This window comes from Streptomyces sp. NPDC093097, from assembly GCF_044754325.1.
Taxonomy (GTDB): Bacteria; Actinomycetota; Actinomycetes; order Streptomycetales; family Streptomycetaceae; genus Streptomyces.
This window is the reverse complement of sequence record NZ_JBIVOW010000010.1, coordinates 138,365-156,400: the sequence shown is the minus strand read 5'-3', so window position 1 is coordinate 156,400 and position 18,036 is coordinate 138,365. Positions and strand designations below refer to the sequence as shown.

Below are 18,036 nucleotides of genomic sequence, written 5' to 3'. Positions count from 1 at the left end.
GGTACGGAGTGCGCCGTGAGCGCTGAGGGAATGCCGCGGCCGCCGGAGGAAGACGGGGGAGACGATATGGGGACGACCGTAGACTCGCAGGTCGGGGGCGTAACAGCAGGCACCTGGGCACGACGGGCCCGGGGAGCGCCGTTGACGGCGTGGAACGACCCGACGGCGGGGGATGGCATGGCGAGGTGGCAGGAGGCGCCGGGAGCGGCGCCCCGGCCCTCGATCACCCCTGTCTCCGATGCGTCCCGCGCGGGTGAGCAGGAGGCCGGTGATGTGGCAGCGGCCTTGGTGAGGTGCGCTGCCGTCTTCCTGCCGGCCCGCACGCCGCGTGCCGGCGTGATCGCCTTCTGGCGGCCGGACGGCGGGCCGCTCCCCGGCGCCGCGGCCGAGGAAGAGACCGGTCCGGAGCCGGAGTCGGGTGCGGGCGGCACGCGGCTGACCGTCGCCCGGCGGCACGGCAACGGAGCGCGGAGCCGGACGGTGCCCGCGCACCTGCTGCCCCTGCCGGACGCCGTTCCGATCCTGGCCCTGGCCCGGCACGCCCCCGATGCCCACCCCGCCGCGGCCTGCTGGGGCGCGGCCACCCTGCACGCCCTGCACCTCGCCGCCCGCGGCAGACTGCTGCCCGGTCTGACCGACCAGGACACCGACGCCTGGCGGGCCGGCCCGCTCGATCCGGACGACATCGCGCACCTCCGGGCCATCGCCGCCGCCATGCCGGGGGAGGCGTACGCGGTACCGCTTCCCGGTGTCCGGCCGCTCCAGGTGCCCGATCCGGTGGCCCTGGTGCGGCAGTTCGTGGACGCCGTCGCCGACACCCTGCCGCGCACTCCGGCTGCGGAGCTGGTGGCCGGCGCCCCGTTCGCCGCCACGGCACCGCAGTACCTCCCGGCCGCCCAGGAGTGGGCCGAGGAAGTGGCGGCCGGTGCCGACGCCGGAGTGCGGCTCTCGCTCCGCCTCGATCTTGCCCCGCACCAGCTCTTCGACGCCTCGGAGGAGGACGCGACCTCGGAGGACGGCACGCAGGACGGGGCCGGGGAGGGGGCGGCGCCTCTGGGCGGCGCCATGGAGGAACGGCGCGCGGCGGCGGCCGTCCTCCAGGTCCACAGCCTCACCGACCGGACCCTGGTGGCCGACGCCCGCCACCTCTGGGAGGGCGGAGCGCCGGACCGCTTCGGTGCCCGCTCCCGTGCCGATGCGCTGCTCGCGCTGCGTCGCGCGGCCCGCGTCTGGCCCCCGCTGGGCCGCCTCCTGGAGCGCCCCGTCCCCGACGTACTCCCGCTCAGCGAGGACGAGTTGCACGAGCTGCTGGGGGAGGCCGCGCGGCGCCTCGACGCCGCCGGGGTGGCCGTCCACTGGCCCAGGGAACTGGCCCGCGGCCTGACCGCGACGGCGGTGCTGCGGCCCGCCCCCGGCTCGGCGGCGGACGGCTTCGGCTTCTTCGACGCCGGTCAACTGGCGCAGTTCCGCTGGCAGGTGGCCATGGACGGGGTGCCGCTCGACGAGGCGGAGATGGACGCCCTCGCCGAGGCGCACCGCCCCATGGTCCGGCTGCGCGACCAGTGGGTCCTGGTCGACCCCGCGCTGGTCCGCAAGGCACGCAAACGCGAACTGGGCTACCTGGACCCGGTCCAGGCCCTCGCCGCCACGCTCGACGGCACCGCGGAGGTGGACGGCGAACAGGTCGAGGTGGTGCCCCTGGGCGCCCTCGCCGCCCTGCGCGGGCGACTCACCACCGGGGCGCGCCCGCTGCCCCAGCCCCCGGGGCTGCGGGCGACCCTGCGCGACTACCAACTGCGCGGTATGGCCTGGCTCGACACCATGGTCACCACCGGGCTGGGCGGCTGCCTGGCCGACGACATGGGCCTGGGAAAGACCCTCACCGTCATCGCGCTCCACCTCCACCGGCGGCCCACCGCCCCCGTCCTCGTCGTCTGCCCCGCCTCCCTGCTCGGCAATTGGCAGCGCGAGATCGAACGCTTCGCCCCCGGTACGCCGGTACGCCGTTTCCACGGCGCCGGCCGCAGCCTCGACGGCTTGGACCACGGCTTCGTGCTGACGACCTACGGGACGATGCGCAGCAGCGCCGCCGAACTGGCCGGCCGCACCTGGGCCTGGGTCGTCGCCGACGAGGCGCAGCACGTGAAGAACCCGCGCTCCTCGACCGCCAGGGCGCTGCGCGGCATCAAGGCCCCGGCGCGGATCGCCCTCACCGGGACCCCCGTGGAGAACAACCTCTCCGAGCTGTGGGCGCTGCTGGACTGGACCACCCCCGGGCTCCTCGGCCCGCTCAAGACGTTCCGGGCGCTGCACGCCCGGGAGGTCGAGGGCGGGGAGGATCCGCGGGCGGCGGAGCGGCTGGCCAGACTGGTGCGGCCGTTCATCCTGCGCCGCAGGAAGTCCGACCCCGGGATCGTGCCGGAGCTCCCGCCCAAGACGGAGACCGACCATCCGGTCCCGCTGGGGCGCGAACAGGCCGCGCTGTACCAGGCGGTGGTGCGCGAGACCCTCGCCCGGATCGAGGGCGCCGAGGGGATGGCGCGGCGCGGCCTGGTGATGAAGCTGCTCACGGCCCTCAAGCAGATCTGCAACCACCCCGCGCAGTACCTCAAGGAGACCGCCCCGGGGCTCGCCGCGCGTTCCGGGAAACTCGAACTCCTCGACGAACTCCTGGACACCCTCCTCGCGGAGGGCGGTGCCACCCTGGTCTTCACCCAGTACGTCGGTATGGCGCGGCTGCTGGAACGGCACCTCGCGGCACGGGGCGTCCCCAGCCAACTCCTGCACGGCGGAACCCCGGTGGCCGAACGGGAGCGGATGGTCGACCGCTTCCAGTCGGGCCGTGCGCCGGTCTTCCTGCTGTCCTTGAAGGCGGCCGGCACCGGCCTGAACCTCACCCGGGCCGGACACGTCATCCACTACGACCGCTGGTGGAATCCGGCGGTGGAGGAGCAGGCCACCGACCGCGCCTACCGCATCGGCCAGACCCAGCCCGTCCAGGTCCACCGGCTGATCACCGAGGGCACCGTGGAGGACAACATCGCCCAGCTCCTCACGGCCAAGAAGGCACTCGCCGACGCGGTGCTGTCCGGCGGCGAGGGCGCGTTCACCGAGCTGACCGACGCCGAGCTCGCCGATCTCGTCTCCTTGAGGAGGACCGGATGAGCACCGGACATCTGCGCCGGCCCGCCACCACGGGGCGCGCCGCGGCCGAGGAGCGGCTGGTCCGCGCCGACCGTTCGCGCACCTTCCCGCCACTGCCGGCCATCGACGGCACGGACGGGGCGGGCGCCGCGTCCTGGTGGGGCGGTGCCTGGCTGGAGGCGGTGGAGAGCAGCGCGCTGGACGGCGCCCGGCTCGCCCGCGGCCGGGCCTACGCCCGCGCCGGCCACGTCGACACGATCAACATCACCCCGGGCCGGATGATCGCCACCGTACGGGGCAGCCGGCCCCGCCCGTACAGCGCCGAGGTGCGCGTCAGGACACTCACCGACCGGGAGTGGGAGGCCCTGCTGGACGGCGTCGCCGACCACCCCGAGCAGCTCACCGCGCTGCTGGCCAAGGAGTTGCCGCGCGCACTGGCCGAGGACGATGCGGGGCTCCTCCCGGCGCCGGGCGAGCTGACGCCCCGGTGCTCCTGCCCCGACAGCGGGTGGCCCTGCAAGCACGCCGCCGCGCTCTGCTTCCAGGCGGCCCGGTTGCTGGACGCCGACCCCTTCGTCCTGCTGCTGCTCCGCGGCCGCGGCGAGCGGGAGCTCCTCGACGCGCTCGCGCGCCGCAACGCCGGCCATGGCGCACGGGAGAGCCGGGGGCGGGCCGCGGCCCTGGCCGATGCGGTGTCCGGGAGCGGAGGGGCGGCGTCCACGTCCGGGTCGCCGGCCGGCCCGGCCTCGGTGTCCGCCGCGCCCGCCGCCCACGCGGTGCCCGGTCCCGGTGGCGCCTCCGCGTCCGGATCCGAGGATGTCGGGCGCTCCGCGGCGCAGGCTGCGGCGCCGGTCCGGGTGGGCACCGCAGAGGCCGGTGCCCCGGCGGTCCCGCCCCGGGGCGTCCTCGCTCGGGAGGCCCTCGCCGACCGGCCCCGGCGGCCGCTCCCGCCGCCGGTCGCGGTGCCGCCGCGGCCCGGTCGGCCGCCGACCCTCCCGGACGCCGACGGGCTCCCGTTCGACGCCGCCACGCTCGAACTCCTGGCTGCCGACGCCGCGGCCCGTGCTCACGGCTGCCTTACGGGAGCCGGGCCCGGTGCGGCCGGCGCCGACCCGTTCCCGACGCTGCCGCCGTGGGAGGACGCCGTCCGCCTGGCCGCGACCGCCCACCCCACCGCCGGCCTGACCGCCGCCAGCCGCGCGCTGTACCGCGACCTCGCGGCGGGAACGGGCCGCACCCCCACGGACATCGCGCGCTCCGTCGCCGCCTGGCGCCAGGGCGGTCCCGAAGGACTCGCCCTCCTGGAGCACACCTGGAACCCCCCGGCCGGCGACTTCGACCGGGCCCGCAGCGCCCTCCTGGCCGCCGGACTGCCGGCACTGCGCCCGCACCACAACCACCTCACCGACACCGGCCGCGGCCTCCAGCTGCGCTTCGGCCGCGACCATCGCTGGTACCCGTACGAATCCGAGCCCGGCGCCGAGGACTGGTGGCCCGCCGGCCCCGCGGACGCGGACCCCGTGGGCGCCCTGACCACCCTGGTGGCACGATGACTAACCTCAAGGCCGTGGAAGGTCTCGACGCACTCACCCGCTCCCTCGCGCAGCGCACCCCCGATCAGCTCGCCGCACTCCTCACCCGCCATGCCGAGCCGCTCGCCCGCCGACCCGCGCCCACCGAACTCCGCGGCCTGGCCGGTGCGTTGTGGTCGTACGAAACCCTCCACCACGTGGTGCTGCACCTCGATCACCCCCGGCTCCAGGTGCTGGCCGCCACCGCCCGCATCAGCCGGCAGCGGGCCGCCCAGGGAGCCGCCGCGCCCGCCGCCCCCGCCCCCGGCGCCGACTACCAGTCGCTGATGGCCCACCGGCTGTCCTTCCCGCAGCTGGCCAGCGAAGCGGTCCCACCCGAGGACGTCTACGCCGCGCTCGGCGCCAGCGCCCCCGGACCGGCCCGGACCGCCGCCGAAGCCGCCCTGGAAGCCCTCTGCGACGCCGGCCTCGCCGCGCCCGCCGAGGACGGCGCCGTCGTCGTGCCACCGCGCGTCCCGCAGCTCCTCGCCGCCCACGACCTCGGCCCGTTCACACCGCAGGCCCCCGCCTCAGGGGGCGCCGCATCCCCCGGAGCGTCCACCGCGCCCGCCCCGCGGACCTCGCCCCACGACGAATCCCAGGCGGCCGCAACGCAGTTGGCCACCACCCTGGAGCGGCTGCTCGCCTCCCTGGCCACCGAGCCCGCCACCCTCCGCAAGTCGGGCGGGCTCACCCTCCGCGAGGTCAAGCGCCTGGCCAAGGCGGCCGGCGCCACGGAGCCGCACGCCCGACTCCTGCTCGACCTCGCCCTGGCCGCCGGCCTGATCGCACTGACCCGCAGCCCCTCGGGCATCACCGCACTGCCCACCCACGCCTACGACGACTGGCTCACCAAGCCGCCCGGCGCCCGCCTCGCTCCCGTACTGGCCACCTGGTACGCCCTGTGGGACATCCCCACCCACACCCCGTTCGGCGAGACCCCGACCGCCCTGGTCCGGGGGCACGACCGGCACGCCCCCGCCCTCCGGCACGCCCTCCTCGCCGCCCTGGCCGACGTCCCGCCGGGCGCCGGCGCACTCCCCCCGCCGCTGCCGCTCCCCGACGCCCCGGCGGACGACGACACCCTCGCGCCCCTCCGACGCCTCCTCCGCGCGGCGGAATGGCACCGTCCGCTCGCCGTCGCCGAGCAGCCGATGGCCGACGAACGTGCCGCCCACACCCTCCACGAGGCCGATTTCCTCGGACTCACCGCCCACGGCACCCTCACCCCGCTCGGCCGGGCCCTGCTCGCCGATCCGACGGACCTCGACGAGCCGCTCCGCGACCTGCTCCCGCCGCCGGTCGAACGGGCGCACCTCCAGGCCGACCTGACCGCCGTCGTCCCCGGCCGCCCCGCCCCCGCGCTCGCCGGACTCCTGGCCTCCGCCGCCGACCGGGAGTCCGAGGGACACGCGGTGACCTGGCGCTTCACTCCTGGTTCGGTGCGCCGCGCACTGGACTCCGGCCACACCGCCGACACCCTCCACGAGGCGCTCACCGCCGCCTCGGCCAACGGCGCCCTGCCGCAGCCCCTCGGCTACCTCATCCAGGACACCGCCCGCACCCACGGCCGGATGCGGGTCGTGCCCGCCGCCTGCTGCATCCGCTCCGACGACGAGGCCCTGGTCGCCGAACTCGCCGCCCACCGGGCGCTGTACGGGTTGGGACTGCGCGCCCTCGCCCCGACCGTCCTGGTCAGCAACCGCCCGCCGGCCGCCACCCTGGACGCGCTGCGCGCCGCGGGTTACGCCCCCACCCTGGAGTCCGACGCGGGCACCGCCACCGTCGAGCGGCTCCCCAGCCATCGCACCGCGGCCCCCGGTCCCACCCGTGATCCGCACGCCCCGCTGGCCCTCGCCCATCGACTCCTGGGCCTCCCGGCCGCCCCGCCGGAGGCCACCCCGAACGACGGCAGCTGACCCGTTCCGCGCCGTACGGGACGGCGCGGAACGGGCCTCCCGTCGGTGACGCGCAGAGCCGGCATGGCGTGTCCCGTTCCGGTTCGCCGGCTCACCGCGCGCGGCGTTGTCAGTGGCGTCAAGTAGCGTTTCCGGTGTCGCAGTCGGACCGATGGGGGGAGCACGGCGTGGGGGACAACGCGGCGGATGCCGGGCGCGTCCGGAACGTCTTCAGCGGGACCGCGCACGGGCCGGTGATCCAGGCCGAGGTGATCGAGGGCGGGGTGTGGATCGAGGCGCACCGGCCGCAGCAGCCGGTGCCGCGGCAAGTGCCGTCCGGGTCCCCGCAGTTCGTCGACCGGGAGCCGGTGCTGGCGGAGATCGACGGCTGGGTGGGCGACGGCGGCGGCATGGCGGTGCTCAGCGGTCTGCCGGGCGTCGGCAAGAGCGCGACCGTACGGAGATGGGCGCAGGGGGAGCGCGGCCGCTTTCCCGGCGGGGAGTTCTACCTCGACTTCGCCGAGCTGCGGGCGCAGGCGGGTGGCGATGTGTCCGCGGGGGTGAGCCGCTGCCTGCGGGCGCTCGGCGTCGAGGACCGCTATCTGCCGGAATCCCTGGGCGAGTTGACCGGCCTGCTGCGCACGATGACCGCGGACAAACGGGTGCTGATGGTGCTCGACGACGTGACCGAGCCGGCGCAGGTGCGCGCGCTGGTCCCGGGTGCTCCCGGCAGCGTCGTCCTCGCCACCAGCCAGTCGGTGCTCGGGGAACTGCTCGACGACGGCGCCCGCCTGATGCCGCTGGAGCCGCTGTCGCCGGAGCACGGTCTGCAACTGCTGCGCCGGCTGTGCGGGGCGGAGCGCATCGACGCGGGCGGCGAGGGCGCGGCCGAGCGGATCGTGGCGAGCTGCGGCGGGCTGCCGGTGGCCCTCCAGGTCGCCGCCGCGCGGCTGGTGATGCATCCACGTTTGCCGGTCGCCGCGCTGGCCGATGAATTGGCCGACGACCGGCGCAGGCTGGATGCCCTGCGCCGGGGAGGGGAGCGCACGGTGTCCGCTGTTTTCGGAGTGGCGTACGCGGGACTGTCCGGGCCGGCCGCCCGGCTGTACCGGCTGCTGGGCCTGCACCCCGGCCGCCGCTGGGACGCCGCCTCGGCCGCCGCCGCGGCCGGGACGACGCCTGACGCCGCCGCCGAGCAACTCGACGTCCTGGAGGCCGCGAGCCTGGTCGCGAGGGTCGCCGACGGGCGCTACGAGTTCCACGACCTGGTGCGGCTGCACGCCCGTGAACAGGCCGCTTCGGAGGACGACGAGGACGAGCGCACGGCGGCCGCGGCCCGGATCGTCGACCACCTGCTGACCCGCGCCGCCCAGGCCGACCTGGCCGTCATGGGCGGCCGGATGCGCATCGGCGCGTACACCGACCGACTGGGCGAGGCGGACCGGGCCACCGCCTTCCCCGGCCGGCGCGAGGCGCTGGACTGGCTGGACGCCTGGCGCGGCGAGCTGCTGTCCGCCCAGCAGACGGCGGCCGAGCACGGCTGGCACCGCAGGGTCTGGGAGCTCGCCGAGGCGCTGACCGCGCTGTTCCTCAACCGCCGGTATCTCAACGACTGGGTGCGCAGCGGCGACCTGGGCGCCCGCCATGCCGCGGCGGACGGCAACCCCGCCGCCGAGGCCCGGCTGCGCGCACTGCTGTCCCGCCCTCTGATGGACCGCGACGAACTGCGGCGGGCCCGGGGGGAACTGGAGACCGCCGTCGCCCGGGCGGACGAGTCCGGGCACACCCTGCTGCGTGCCTCCGTCCGCGAGTTCCACGGCCGTTACTGGGACCGCTGCGACCCCGCCCGCGCCGTGACCACCTACGAGGAGGCGATGGTCTTCTACCGTGCCGCGGGCGACGACCGCGGTATCGCCATCGGCCGCTATTTCATGGGCTGCGCCCTGCACGCCGTCGGCCGCACGGGCGAGGCGCAGTCCGCTCTCCAGGACGCCTACGACGCGTTCATGGGCCTGGACGACCGGCGGATGGGCGCCCGCGCGCTGGCCGCCCTCGGCGGCGTACTCCGCGACCTGGGGCAGGTAGCGGAGGCCGTGGCGGCCCTGGAGGAGGCGGCGGCCATGCTCCGCGAGCGCGGTGCCGTCCACTACGAGGCCCAGGTGTGCGAGACGCTCGCGGAACTGGCCGAGGAGCGCGGCGACCGTGAGCAACAGCGGCGGTGCCTGATGCGGGCCCTGGAGATATACGAGGCGGGCGGCGGCCCGCGCGCCGCGGAACTGCGCCGCAGGCTGGCGGGTACCGACGCCACGGAGCCCGCCCACAGGCCGCAGGGCGCCGAAGGCGATGGGGCCGGGGGCGCCTAGCCCGTCGATGGTGGGGCGAATGCCCATCTCCTGCCGGGCCGTGGGCCGTTGGGGAGCTCCGTCTCCGCCCGCTCGCCCTGGGGGAGGGCTCAGGCGGGCGGCTGCGGCCGGCCCGTCCGCCGGGTGGGGCGGAGCACGACGTCTTCTGTGCGGTCGGCCAGGGTGAGGGTGACGAAGCCCTCCAGGGGGCGCCGGGCGCGCAGGCAGGTGTAGACGACGGCGGCCAGGACGGCGGCGTCGGCCAGCAGGCCGGTGGCGGACACCTCCACCGTCCGGCCGTCGCGCAGCCCGGCCCGGCAGCCGCGGCCGGCGACGGTGGTGACGGCGAGCAGACAGCCGGGGTAGCGGGCGAGGGTGTCGTCGATCCACCGGTCGGCGCTCACCGCGGTGCCGGCCGGGGTGCGGCGGATCAGCGCGGACGCGCTCTCCGGCCACTGCCGGTCCCACTCGTCGTCGGCGCAGGACAGATGGCGGAACGGGCCGGCAGGGGCGTCGTCTTGGGCCACGGTCGAGAAGGCGGCCACGGCGGCCGGCACGCGTTCGACGGATATCCGGGGACCGCCGGGTTCCTCGGCGAGGGAGGTGTGGACGAAGCAGGCGGTGGCGGGTTCCGGACGATCCCGCGGAACGGGCGGCTCCGGTGCACGGCGCGGAGGTGGCGAGCCGACCGGCTCGGGGAGGTCCAACAGGTCGTACACGGCGGTGCGCAGGAGCTCCAGGGCGCGCCCCGGCGCGGCGAAGGCGCTCTCGCCGATCTTGCGCAGCCGCTCCGCGGCGTCGTCACCGGCCGACCGCCCCAGGCCCAACGCCCGCTCGACCTGCGGCCGTAGCGGCGCGTCCGGGCGGAGTCGCGGGGCGATCCGGCCGAGCTCCGCCATGGGGGTCCCGGCGACGGCCTCGTCCTCGCTGAACGCGCCGAGCAGCAGGGGCGTGCCGAGCGCCGCGCCGTAGAAGGTGACCGAGCCGTGGTCTCCGATCAGCAGGTCGGCGGCGAGCAGGGTGGCCTGCCAGCCGGCGGTCGGCGGAATGGTCAGCAGTCCGGCGTCATGTGCGGAGTCGAGGTGCGAGCGGAGGGTGTAACCGCCGTGTGCGGAGGTGATGTTGGGGTGGGTGACGAGGGCGACCGCGTAGTCGTCCAGCGGGAGTTCGGCGAGCAGACGGGCCGGGAGGGCGGCGTCGCGGCCCAGGACCGAATGGTCGCGCCAGGTCGAGCTGAGCATGATCAGCCGTTGCTCGTCCCGGACGCCGAGTGCCCGGCGGTAACGGGCGCGCAGGGCCCGCCCGTCCAGGAGCGCGTCGTAGCAGGGGTCGCCGACGAGCAGGGTGCGGCCCGCGGTGGCGGGGTGCGCGGCGGCGAGTTGGGCCGCCTGGTCCGGGTGGGATATCGCGAGCCGGGCGCGGCCGCTGCGCAGCAGCGCGTCCGGGACGACGCCGGCCAGCCGGTCGCGGTCGCTGCGGGAGTCGGGGACGACCTTGTGGAAGCCGACGCCGTGCGGCAGCACCAGTACCGGGCAGTCGTGGTGCGCCTCGGTGAGATCGGCGTTCTCGGTCGCGGTGACGATCAGATGGGGGTCGGACCGCGCGAACTGGTGCCAGGGCAGCACCCGGGCGCCGACCGAGCGGAGCAGGGCGTGCACCCCGTCGTTGAAGGCCGAGGTGGGGTCGAAGGCGAAGACCAGGTGGACTCGCGGGTCGTCGCGCAGCACCGGGCGGAGGACGTCGAGGACCCGCACGGTCGAGGTGACGGTGCGGGCGACGGCGACGACCAGCCGCTCGCCGGGGAACGTCTGCCAGCGTTCGGGATCCTCGCCCACGGGCACCCGCAGCGGCGGCAGCAGCCCGTGGGTGGTGTCAGCCGACGCGGGGACGCATCCGCAGACACACCCGTCCCCGCTCCCACTCCCCTTCGCGGTTCGCGGTTCGCGGTTCGTCGCCATGCTGCTGGTAGCGCGCTGCACCGTTCTCCGCAACCCCCTGGTGGTACGACTGCCGGCGGCCGTTCCGCCGGTGACCGGACGTGTCACCGGCGCCCACCGTAGTTCAGCGGCGGACCTCAGGTGTCGCCGGGCTTCCGCCGCCCACCGCTGAACCGCCGCAACCGCAGCGAGCCGGGTCCGAAGCCGAGGGGGCGGGGGAGCCGTCGGGGTGCCTGCGCGGAGGCGGGGCCGGTGGCGCCGGGCGCGGCCGGGGGCGGCGCTGCGGCGAGCGCGGCGGTGGCCGAGGTGCCGAACCGGGACGGCAGCGGGGACGGCGCCTCCGCGGCGTCGGCGCCCGCCGGCCGTACCGCGGACGCCGCGGCGGCGGACATCGGATGCGGGGCGAACGCGTGCCGCGGACGGATCGCGGCCACGGTGGGCGTGATCACATCGACGTAGGCGCGACAGACCGGAGGCAGGTCGGCGCCCGGGGCGAGCGCACCGCTCAGCACGCCGCGTACGAGGCGGGTGGCCAGCGACGGCCGGGGCAGGCCCGGACGCGGGGCCGGCGGAACGCCCTCGCCGGCGGCCAGCGCCCACGGTGCCTCGACGAGGCGTCCGACGGTGCGCTGCACCCTGCGGGCCAGCGCGGGATCGTCCAGCCCGTACCGCCGCAGGGCCTCGCGGAGCGCGGTGGCGCCGTACGCGGCGAGGGACAGCCCCTGGCCGTAGTCCGGAGTGACCGAGGCCACCGCGCTGCCGAGGGCCACGAACCCGGTGGGCCAGTTGGGCAGTTGCTCGTAGCGAAGGCGGCGGCTTGTGGTGTCGCGGGTCAACCGCACCTCGCTCAGCGGCTCCGCGTCGGCGATGAGATCACCGATCACCGCGTGGATCCGGCGGGCGAACGGCACGAACCGGTCGGCACGTTCGGACGGCCGCTCGGTGCCGCTGCCGGTGAGGGTGACCAGCCAGCGTCCGCCCTCGATCGGCACCAGCGTCGCCGTCTGGGCGGCCGGGCGAGAGGGGCCCGCCGCGGGGGCGCCCCCGGTGCCGGGGTCCGAACGGGCCGTGAGCACCGGGCAGTTCTCCTGGCCGGCCGGGGCGCGGAAGAGGCGGGTGGCACAGCCGATGCCGGAGTCCCGGACGTCCTCGGGGACGGGCGGCAGGCCCAGCGCCGCCAGCCGGCCCGGGGTGGTGGAGGCCCGGCCGGTGGCGTCGACCACCAGATCGGCGTCCAGGCGGTACGTCTCGTCGTTGAGGGTGTCCCGGACCCACACCCCGGTGACGTGCTCGGCGGTGCCGGTCAGGTGCTCCGCCTCCGTGCTGTCGAGGACCGACACCCCGGGGAGCGCCGGCACCCGGTCGCGGACGACCCGGTCGAGCAGATCGCGGGAGCAGGCCAGCACCTCCCGCGTACGGACCCGGCGGGCCGGCCGGCCGGGCAGGAGCGGACCGGACGGTTCCGACGGCGTGGTGAGCCGGCGGGCGCCCGCGGCCAGCCACCTCTCGACCGTGCCGGGCAGCAGGCCCTCCACGACCCGGGCGCCGTCGACCGCCAGCAGGTGGGTGTGCCGGGGCTGCGGCAGGTCGGTGGGCAGCACGGGGGTCCGGGGCAGCCGCTCCCGTTCGACCACGATCACATCGGCGTACGCGGACAGTGCCGCGGCGGCGAGCATGCCCGTGAAACCGCCGCCGAGCACCACGGCGAGATACGGGTGCGTGAACTGGAGCTCGGCGCTGCTCGTGCTGCTCGACGCGTTCATGGGCGGTCCCTTTCTCGGCGGTGGCGCGCGAATCCCCGGCGGGGCCGGGCCGCGTCCAGAAAGGGCGGAGCGGCGTACGGCCGGGAGTGGCGGCGCGCGGCGGAGATGACGGCGTCGGTGGCGGCGGTGACCCGCGCTGTCAGCGACGGCAGGGAGGCGGACGCGGTCCGCAGCATGCGCAGGGGAGCGGGGGGAAGCGGCAGCGCGCGTTGCAGATCCCGGCAGGCCGGCGCGAACGCCGGCCTGCCGCCCCCCGTTTTCCCCATCATGACTCCCCCTCAGGCCGTGCCCTCCCGGCCGCGGCACCGGCCACGTCCTCCGCCACTTCCCGCCCGGCTCACCGGGCGGGTCGGGCCGGCACCGCTGCCTCGCACGCCATGCCCTGCCCCTGAGAACGCAGCCGTCGCCTCTGGCCAACGGCGGACACACGTCCGGATCGTAGGCCGCGGCGATCACTTCCGGTAGCCGGAGGCGAGTGAGGGATGTGTGGGAGCCACCCGCCGTATACCACTGGGTAGACCCGCGGCAAAAAGCGTCAATGGGTGGAAAACGCATCGGAGTTTTCTCGCGACGCGAGAAATCCACCGGGAATCGGGGGCGCGGAAGGGACCGCCGCCACCCGAAAGCCCGGAGGGTTGGCGCGAAATGATCGGGAGACGACAGGGCGGGCAGCGCCATGCCTACCCTGAGCGGACACCGCACCGGAGAACCCGAGGGAGAGACGTGCGCGCGATCGTGATGCGAGAGTTCGGCGGCCCGGACGTGCTCCGGCTGGAGGACGTCCCCGAGCCGGAGCCGCGCGCCGGGCACGCCCGCGTCGACGTCACCCTCGCCGGCGTCAACTACGCGGATGTGCACGTCCGCGGGGACACCTACCTCGCCCCCGTCGAACTGCCCTACATTCCCGGCAACGAGGTCGTGGGCACGCTCGACGGCGGACGCCGGGTCGTCGGCCTCACCCGCGGCGGCGGATACGCGGAACAGGCGCTGCTGCACCGCCGCGTCACCTGGGACGTGCCGGACGCCGTCAGCGACGAGCAGGCGGTCGCGCTGGCCCTCCAGGGCAACAGCGCCTGGCACCTGCTGTTCACCGCGCTGCGCCTGACCGAGGGCGAGAGCGTCGTCGTCCCGGCCGCGGCGGGCGGGGTCGGCTCGCTGGCCGTGCAGCTCGCGGCGCGGGCCGGCGCGAAGGTCGTCGCTCTCGCCGGCTCCCCGGCCAAGCGCCGACTGGCCCTGGATCTGGGCGCGCACGCGGCCGTCGACTCCACCGCCGAGGACCTCACCGAGCGCATCCTGGACGCGGCCGGCGGCCCGGTCGAGACCGCGCTGGAGATGACCGGCGGCGCCACCTTCGCCCGGACCCTGGCCGCCGTCGCGCCGCGCGGCCGGCTCGCCGTCTACGGCTTCGCCGGCGGCGAGCTGGCGAGCGTGTCCACCCGGGAGCTGATGGAGCGCTCGATCACCGTCGCCGGCTTCTGGCTGCCCCAGCTCTACGCGGACCGGACGGCGCTGCCGACGTCCATGCGGGCGCTGTTCGACGCCGTCGCCGACGGCTCCCTCCGGACGCTGACCGGCGCCGCCTACGCACTCGGGGAGGCGGCGCTGGCCCATCGTGACCTCGCCGCCCGCACCCCGACCGGGAAACTCGCCCTCGACGTGACCCGCTGACGCGGAGGGCACCGAGGGCGGGACACCCCGCACCGCACACGCCGTGCGCCTTCGGGCGCGGACCACTGCCAGGGGAGAGAGCACACGATGGGCCATCGCACCGCAGCGTCGCAGTCCACGGCTCCGGAGGCCGCGCAGGGCACCAGCCGGGCAGCCCGGAGCACGGCCGCCACCGGCAGCCGGGCGTCCGGATCCGGCCATGCCGAGCGGGTCTTCCTCGTCCAGACGGCCTTCGCCGAACTCGGCGGATCCGCCCACGGACCCGGTGAGATCGCCGAGTTCACCGGCCTGGACGACTCCGTCGTCTACCGCATCCTCCAGTCCGGCGTCTACCAGCGGATCTTCGAACGGGTGGACCGCGGCCTCTACCGGTTGCGGACCTCGGCCGCCCAACTCGCCTTCACCGCCCTCGACCACCGCCTCGACGGCGCCCAGACGGTCCTCGGCGACCTGCGCGAGGCCACCGGCAACGGGCTGGTGTTCCTCTATATGGTGGCGCCGTTCTCCGGCGCGCAGCGGCAGTGCGTCGACATGGCCGTCGGCGACTCCGACCTCGCCGAACTGGGCATGACCCCGCGCGATGTGCTGTCCGTGACCCGTTCCCTGCGCACCGGCGCCTCGGGGCGCACCATCCTCGCCTACCTGCCCGACGTGCTCCAGCAGCGCGTCCTGGCCGAGCCCGTCCCCGAACAGGCCGGCCCCGGGGTCTACCGGGACAACGACGCGCTGCTGGCCTCCCTGGCGGAGGTCCGCGACCTCGGCCACGCGCTCGGCTACGAGGAGTGCATGGCCGGCTGGAACTCCTGTGCCGCGCCGATCATGTGGGACGGCTCCATCATGGGCGCGGTGCTGCTGCTCAAGCAGAAGTCCGTGATGCCACAGGCCCCCGACGGCGTCATCGAGGCGACGAAGGAGGCGGCGGCCGTACTCAGCCGCCACGGAGCGGCCCGGCCGGGACCGGACGCCTGAGCCCGGCCCGCGGCGCCCGGCCGTGCGGCTGTTCATGAGGCGGCCCGCCTCTCTACCGTGGCTCCATGCGCGCGGCACCGCGGGCACGACGTACAAGGGGGTCCGATGGAAGCGGAACTGATGACGCTCGCGGCGGCGGGGGCGACGACGCTGGTGCAGCAGATGGCGACCGAGGGCTGGGGTGCGGTCCGCCGGCGGATGGCGGCCCTGCTCGCCCGGCACCGCGGCGGCCCGGAAGAGGCGGAGGTCGAGGGCGAGTTGGACCGCGCGCGCGAGGACGTCATCGCGGCCTTGGACGAAGGCGACGAGGACGTCGCGCAGGGCGTGTCCGTGGTCTGGAGGACCCGGCTGCGGCGCCTGCTGGCCGACGACCCGGAGGCGGCGGCCGAACTGCGGGCGCTGCTCGACGAGGTGGCGCCCCCGCAGCACCAGGGCGCCGTGCGGGACATCAACAACACCATCAACGGCGGTGTGTCGAACGCGCCGGTGATCCAGGTCGGGCTCGTCTCCGGGGGAATCCACCAAGGCCCGCAGCCCGGCGGACGGTACTCCCGCTGACCGCCGGCGCCCGGGGCCCGTCGGCGGGGCAGAATGGCCGGGTGCGGCTCGAAGCGATCACCTGGGAACGGCTCGCCGACGTGCTCGCCGCGCGCATCGACGCGCTCACAGCGCACGACGGCGGCCCCTGGCTGCGGGTGGCGGTGGACGGAGCTCCCGCCGCCGCCCCCGGCGACCTCGCCGGACGGCTCGCCGAGGCACTGCGGCTCCGGGGGCGGGCGGTGCACAAGGCCGGCGTCCACGGCTTTCTGCGGCCCGCCTCGCTGCGGCTGGAGTACGGCCGCGAGGACCCGGACGCCTACCACGACGAGTGGTTCGACCGGCAGGCCCTGTGGCGCGAGGTGTTCCAACCGCTGGAGCCGGGCGGCACCGGCCGGGTGCTTCCGGACCTGCGGGACCCGGTGACGGACCGGGCGACCCGCAGCGCCTACGCGGAACTGCCGCCCGGCGGCGTGCTGTTGCTGCACGGGCCGCTGCTGCTCGGCCATGGTTTTCCCTTCGACCTCACCGTGCACCTGAAGCTGTCACCGGCCGCCCTCGCCCGCCGCACCCCGAAGGACCAGCGCTGGACGCTGCCGGCGTTCGCCCGCTACGAGGCCGAGACCCGGCCCGAGGAGGCGGCGGACGTCGTCGTACGGGCCGACGATCCCCGCCGGCCGGCCTGGAGCGGACCGGCCGCCTGAGCGGGACGGGCCACCGGAGCGCGGGCCGCCTGGCGCGGCGGCCCGGGGAGGGCCGCGCCGTCCTCAGACCAGTCGCCGGATCTCGCCCCGGACGCGGTAGAAACCGCCCGCGGAGGGCGCCAGCGCCTCGACGACGTACCGCGCCCCCACCTCCCGTATCTGGCGCGGGAACTGGACGTTCCACGACGGCTCGTAGCCGTCGGAGACCACATGGACCCGCAGCCGGCCGCCCTCCTGGACGCACTCCACCACGATCCCCGAGGCCGCGCCGCCCGCCACCGTGCGGACCGTGGTGGCCGGGGTGTACGTGGGCAGTGCGGCCGCCGACTTCACGTCCCGGGCGACCGGGACCGTGCCCGCGCGGGCGGCGGCGACCGCGGCCTCGCCGGCGTCCACGCACACCAGCGAGCCGTCGGTGGTGACCAGGTACAGCTTCTCGTCGAGGTACTGCATCGACAGCGCCGATCCGCCGCCGGTGCCCAGCTTCCACAGCCGGGTGCCGTCCGCGGCGAAGCAGTACACCGAGGACGCCGAGTCCCCGGCGAAGACATAGCGGCCGCCCGGGGCCGTGGCGCAGGAGTAGACGACCGTGTCGCAGGCGTAGGTGGCCTCCAGCGCCCCGCTGCCCTTCGCCAGCTTCTGGACCACCCGCCGGTCGGTCCCGGCGTAGACCGCGTCGTCCTCCTGCCAGCCGAACAGCACCCCGCCCCGGGTCGGGGTGTGCCACAACTCGCCGCTGCCGTCGGCGGCGTAGGCGGTGACGCCCTGGTGGTGGCCGTGGTAGACGGCCCGGTCGTCGCGCCGCACCATCCAGGCGTGGGTGCCGCTGCTGCGGCGCGACCACTGGTACTCGTCCTCGTGGTCGATCACGGTCAGCGTGCCGTTGCGGTCGGCGACGTTGAGGACGCCCTCGTGGATGTCCAGCCAGAAGATGTCGGTGTCCCGGGAGATGGCATAGGCGGCGAACGGGAGCTTGGAGGAGAGGTCGTAGACCATGCCGTCGTCGCAGCCGGCGTAGATCCAGAAGTCGTCCGCCACCAGGCACTTGACGCCGTCCGGGAGCTGGTAGCGGGCCAGCACCTCGCCGTCGTGGCCGAGCGTGAAGACCTCGCCGTTCTGATTGCCCACCCAGCAGCGGTCCTCGGCGATGTGGATCCCGAACGCCGCGGCGTCCGTGCGGAAGCGCCACAGCACCGGCGCCACCGCCCGCGCGGTCGACGGCGCCGAGGCCGTCTGGCGTCGCGTCACCGCACGCGGCGCGCGCCGGCCCTGGACGGCCGGGGCGTACCCCTTGCGCACCTTCTCGCCGATCTTCTTGGCCGCCGCGGCCTGCGCCTTCTCCCGCGTCGGGAACGTCGAGGTCTGCCGCTGCCCGGCCGCGCCGATCCGGCCGTAGCGCACGACGACGACGGTGTCCTGCACGGAGACCTCGTAGAACTTGTGGGCCCCGCCGCCGTCTTGGGACAGCTCCAGATACGTCGTGGTCTCGGACATGGCGATCCC

General features: G+C 75.8%; 11 protein-coding genes. 8 read left to right on the top strand and 3 right to left on the bottom strand.

Annotation, left to right across the window (positions count from 1 at the left end):
• Positions 1-273 precede the first annotated feature (273 nt).
• The 4 genes from ACIQE0_RS19220 (at position 274) to ACIQE0_RS19205 (ending at position 8,976) form a co-directional block, all read left to right on the top strand.
• Positions 274-3,165, top strand: a complete 2,892-nt coding sequence (locus ACIQE0_RS19220; RefSeq protein WP_402333549.1) for a DEAD/DEAH box helicase — start codon at positions 274-276, stop codon at positions 3,163-3,165.
• Complete coding sequence (locus ACIQE0_RS19215) at positions 3,162-4,697, top strand: SWIM zinc finger family protein (RefSeq protein WP_402333546.1); 1,536 nt, start codon at positions 3,162-3,164, stop codon at positions 4,695-4,697. The genes ACIQE0_RS19220 and ACIQE0_RS19215 overlap by 4 nt, the downstream gene beginning before the upstream one ends.
• A complete protein-coding gene (locus tag ACIQE0_RS19210) occupies positions 4,694-6,634 on the top strand; it encodes a helicase-associated domain-containing protein (RefSeq protein ID WP_402333543.1) in 1,941 nt (646 codons plus the stop codon). Before ACIQE0_RS19215 ends, ACIQE0_RS19210 begins: the two co-directional genes overlap by 4 nt.
• Before the next feature lie 167 nt (positions 6,635-6,801).
• Positions 6,802-8,976 (top strand): NB-ARC domain-containing protein, encoded by a 2,175-nt coding sequence (locus tag ACIQE0_RS19205; RefSeq protein ID WP_402333540.1) that lies wholly within the window; start codon positions 6,802-6,804, stop codon positions 8,974-8,976.
• A gap of 89 nt (positions 8,977-9,065) precedes the next feature.
• Here the strand turns inward: ACIQE0_RS19205 and ACIQE0_RS19200 are convergent, their stop codons facing one another.
• Both ACIQE0_RS19200 and ACIQE0_RS19195 read right to left on the bottom strand, forming a co-directional pair.
• Complete coding sequence (locus ACIQE0_RS19200) at positions 9,066-10,790, bottom strand: CDP-glycerol glycerophosphotransferase family protein (protein ID WP_402333538.1); 1,725 nt, start codon at positions 10,788-10,790, stop codon at positions 9,066-9,068.
• 239 nt (positions 10,791-11,029) lie between these two features.
• Positions 11,030-12,655 carry an FAD-dependent monooxygenase gene (locus ACIQE0_RS19195; RefSeq protein WP_402333535.1) on the bottom strand — a complete coding sequence of 542 codons (1,626 nt, stop codon included), beginning with the start codon at positions 12,653-12,655 and terminating at the stop codon, positions 11,030-11,032.
• 723 nt (positions 12,656-13,378) lie between these two features.
• Between ACIQE0_RS19195 and ACIQE0_RS19190 the strand changes: the two genes are divergently transcribed.
• The 4 genes from ACIQE0_RS19190 (at position 13,379) to ACIQE0_RS19175 (ending at position 16,533) form a co-directional block, all read left to right on the top strand.
• Complete coding sequence (locus ACIQE0_RS19190) at positions 13,379-14,323, top strand: zinc-binding alcohol dehydrogenase family protein (protein WP_402333532.1); 945 nt, start codon at positions 13,379-13,381, stop codon at positions 14,321-14,323.
• Positions 14,324-14,410: 87 nt separating this feature from the next.
• The gene (locus ACIQE0_RS19185; protein WP_402333529.1) at positions 14,411-15,292 is read left to right on the top strand and encodes an IclR family transcriptional regulator C-terminal domain-containing protein; all 882 of its coding nucleotides are present in this window, start codon (positions 14,411-14,413) and stop codon (positions 15,290-15,292) included.
• A 105-nt stretch (positions 15,293-15,397) separates the two neighbouring features.
• Positions 15,398-15,850, top strand: coding sequence for a hypothetical protein (locus ACIQE0_RS19180; RefSeq protein WP_366331839.1), 453 nt, complete (start codon positions 15,398-15,400; stop codon positions 15,848-15,850).
• A 41-nt stretch (positions 15,851-15,891) separates the two neighbouring features.
• Positions 15,892-16,533, top strand: a complete 642-nt coding sequence (locus ACIQE0_RS19175) for a uridine kinase (protein WP_402333526.1) — start codon at positions 15,892-15,894, stop codon at positions 16,531-16,533.
• 63 nt (positions 16,534-16,596) lie between these two features.
• On the opposite strand, the gene ACIQE0_RS19170 is transcribed toward ACIQE0_RS19175, so the two are convergent.
• Positions 16,597-18,027: a WGR domain-containing protein gene (locus ACIQE0_RS19170; RefSeq protein ID WP_402333523.1), complete on the bottom strand. Its 1,431-nt coding sequence runs from the start codon at positions 18,025-18,027 to the stop codon at positions 16,597-16,599.
• Positions 18,028-18,036 lie beyond the last annotated feature (9 nt).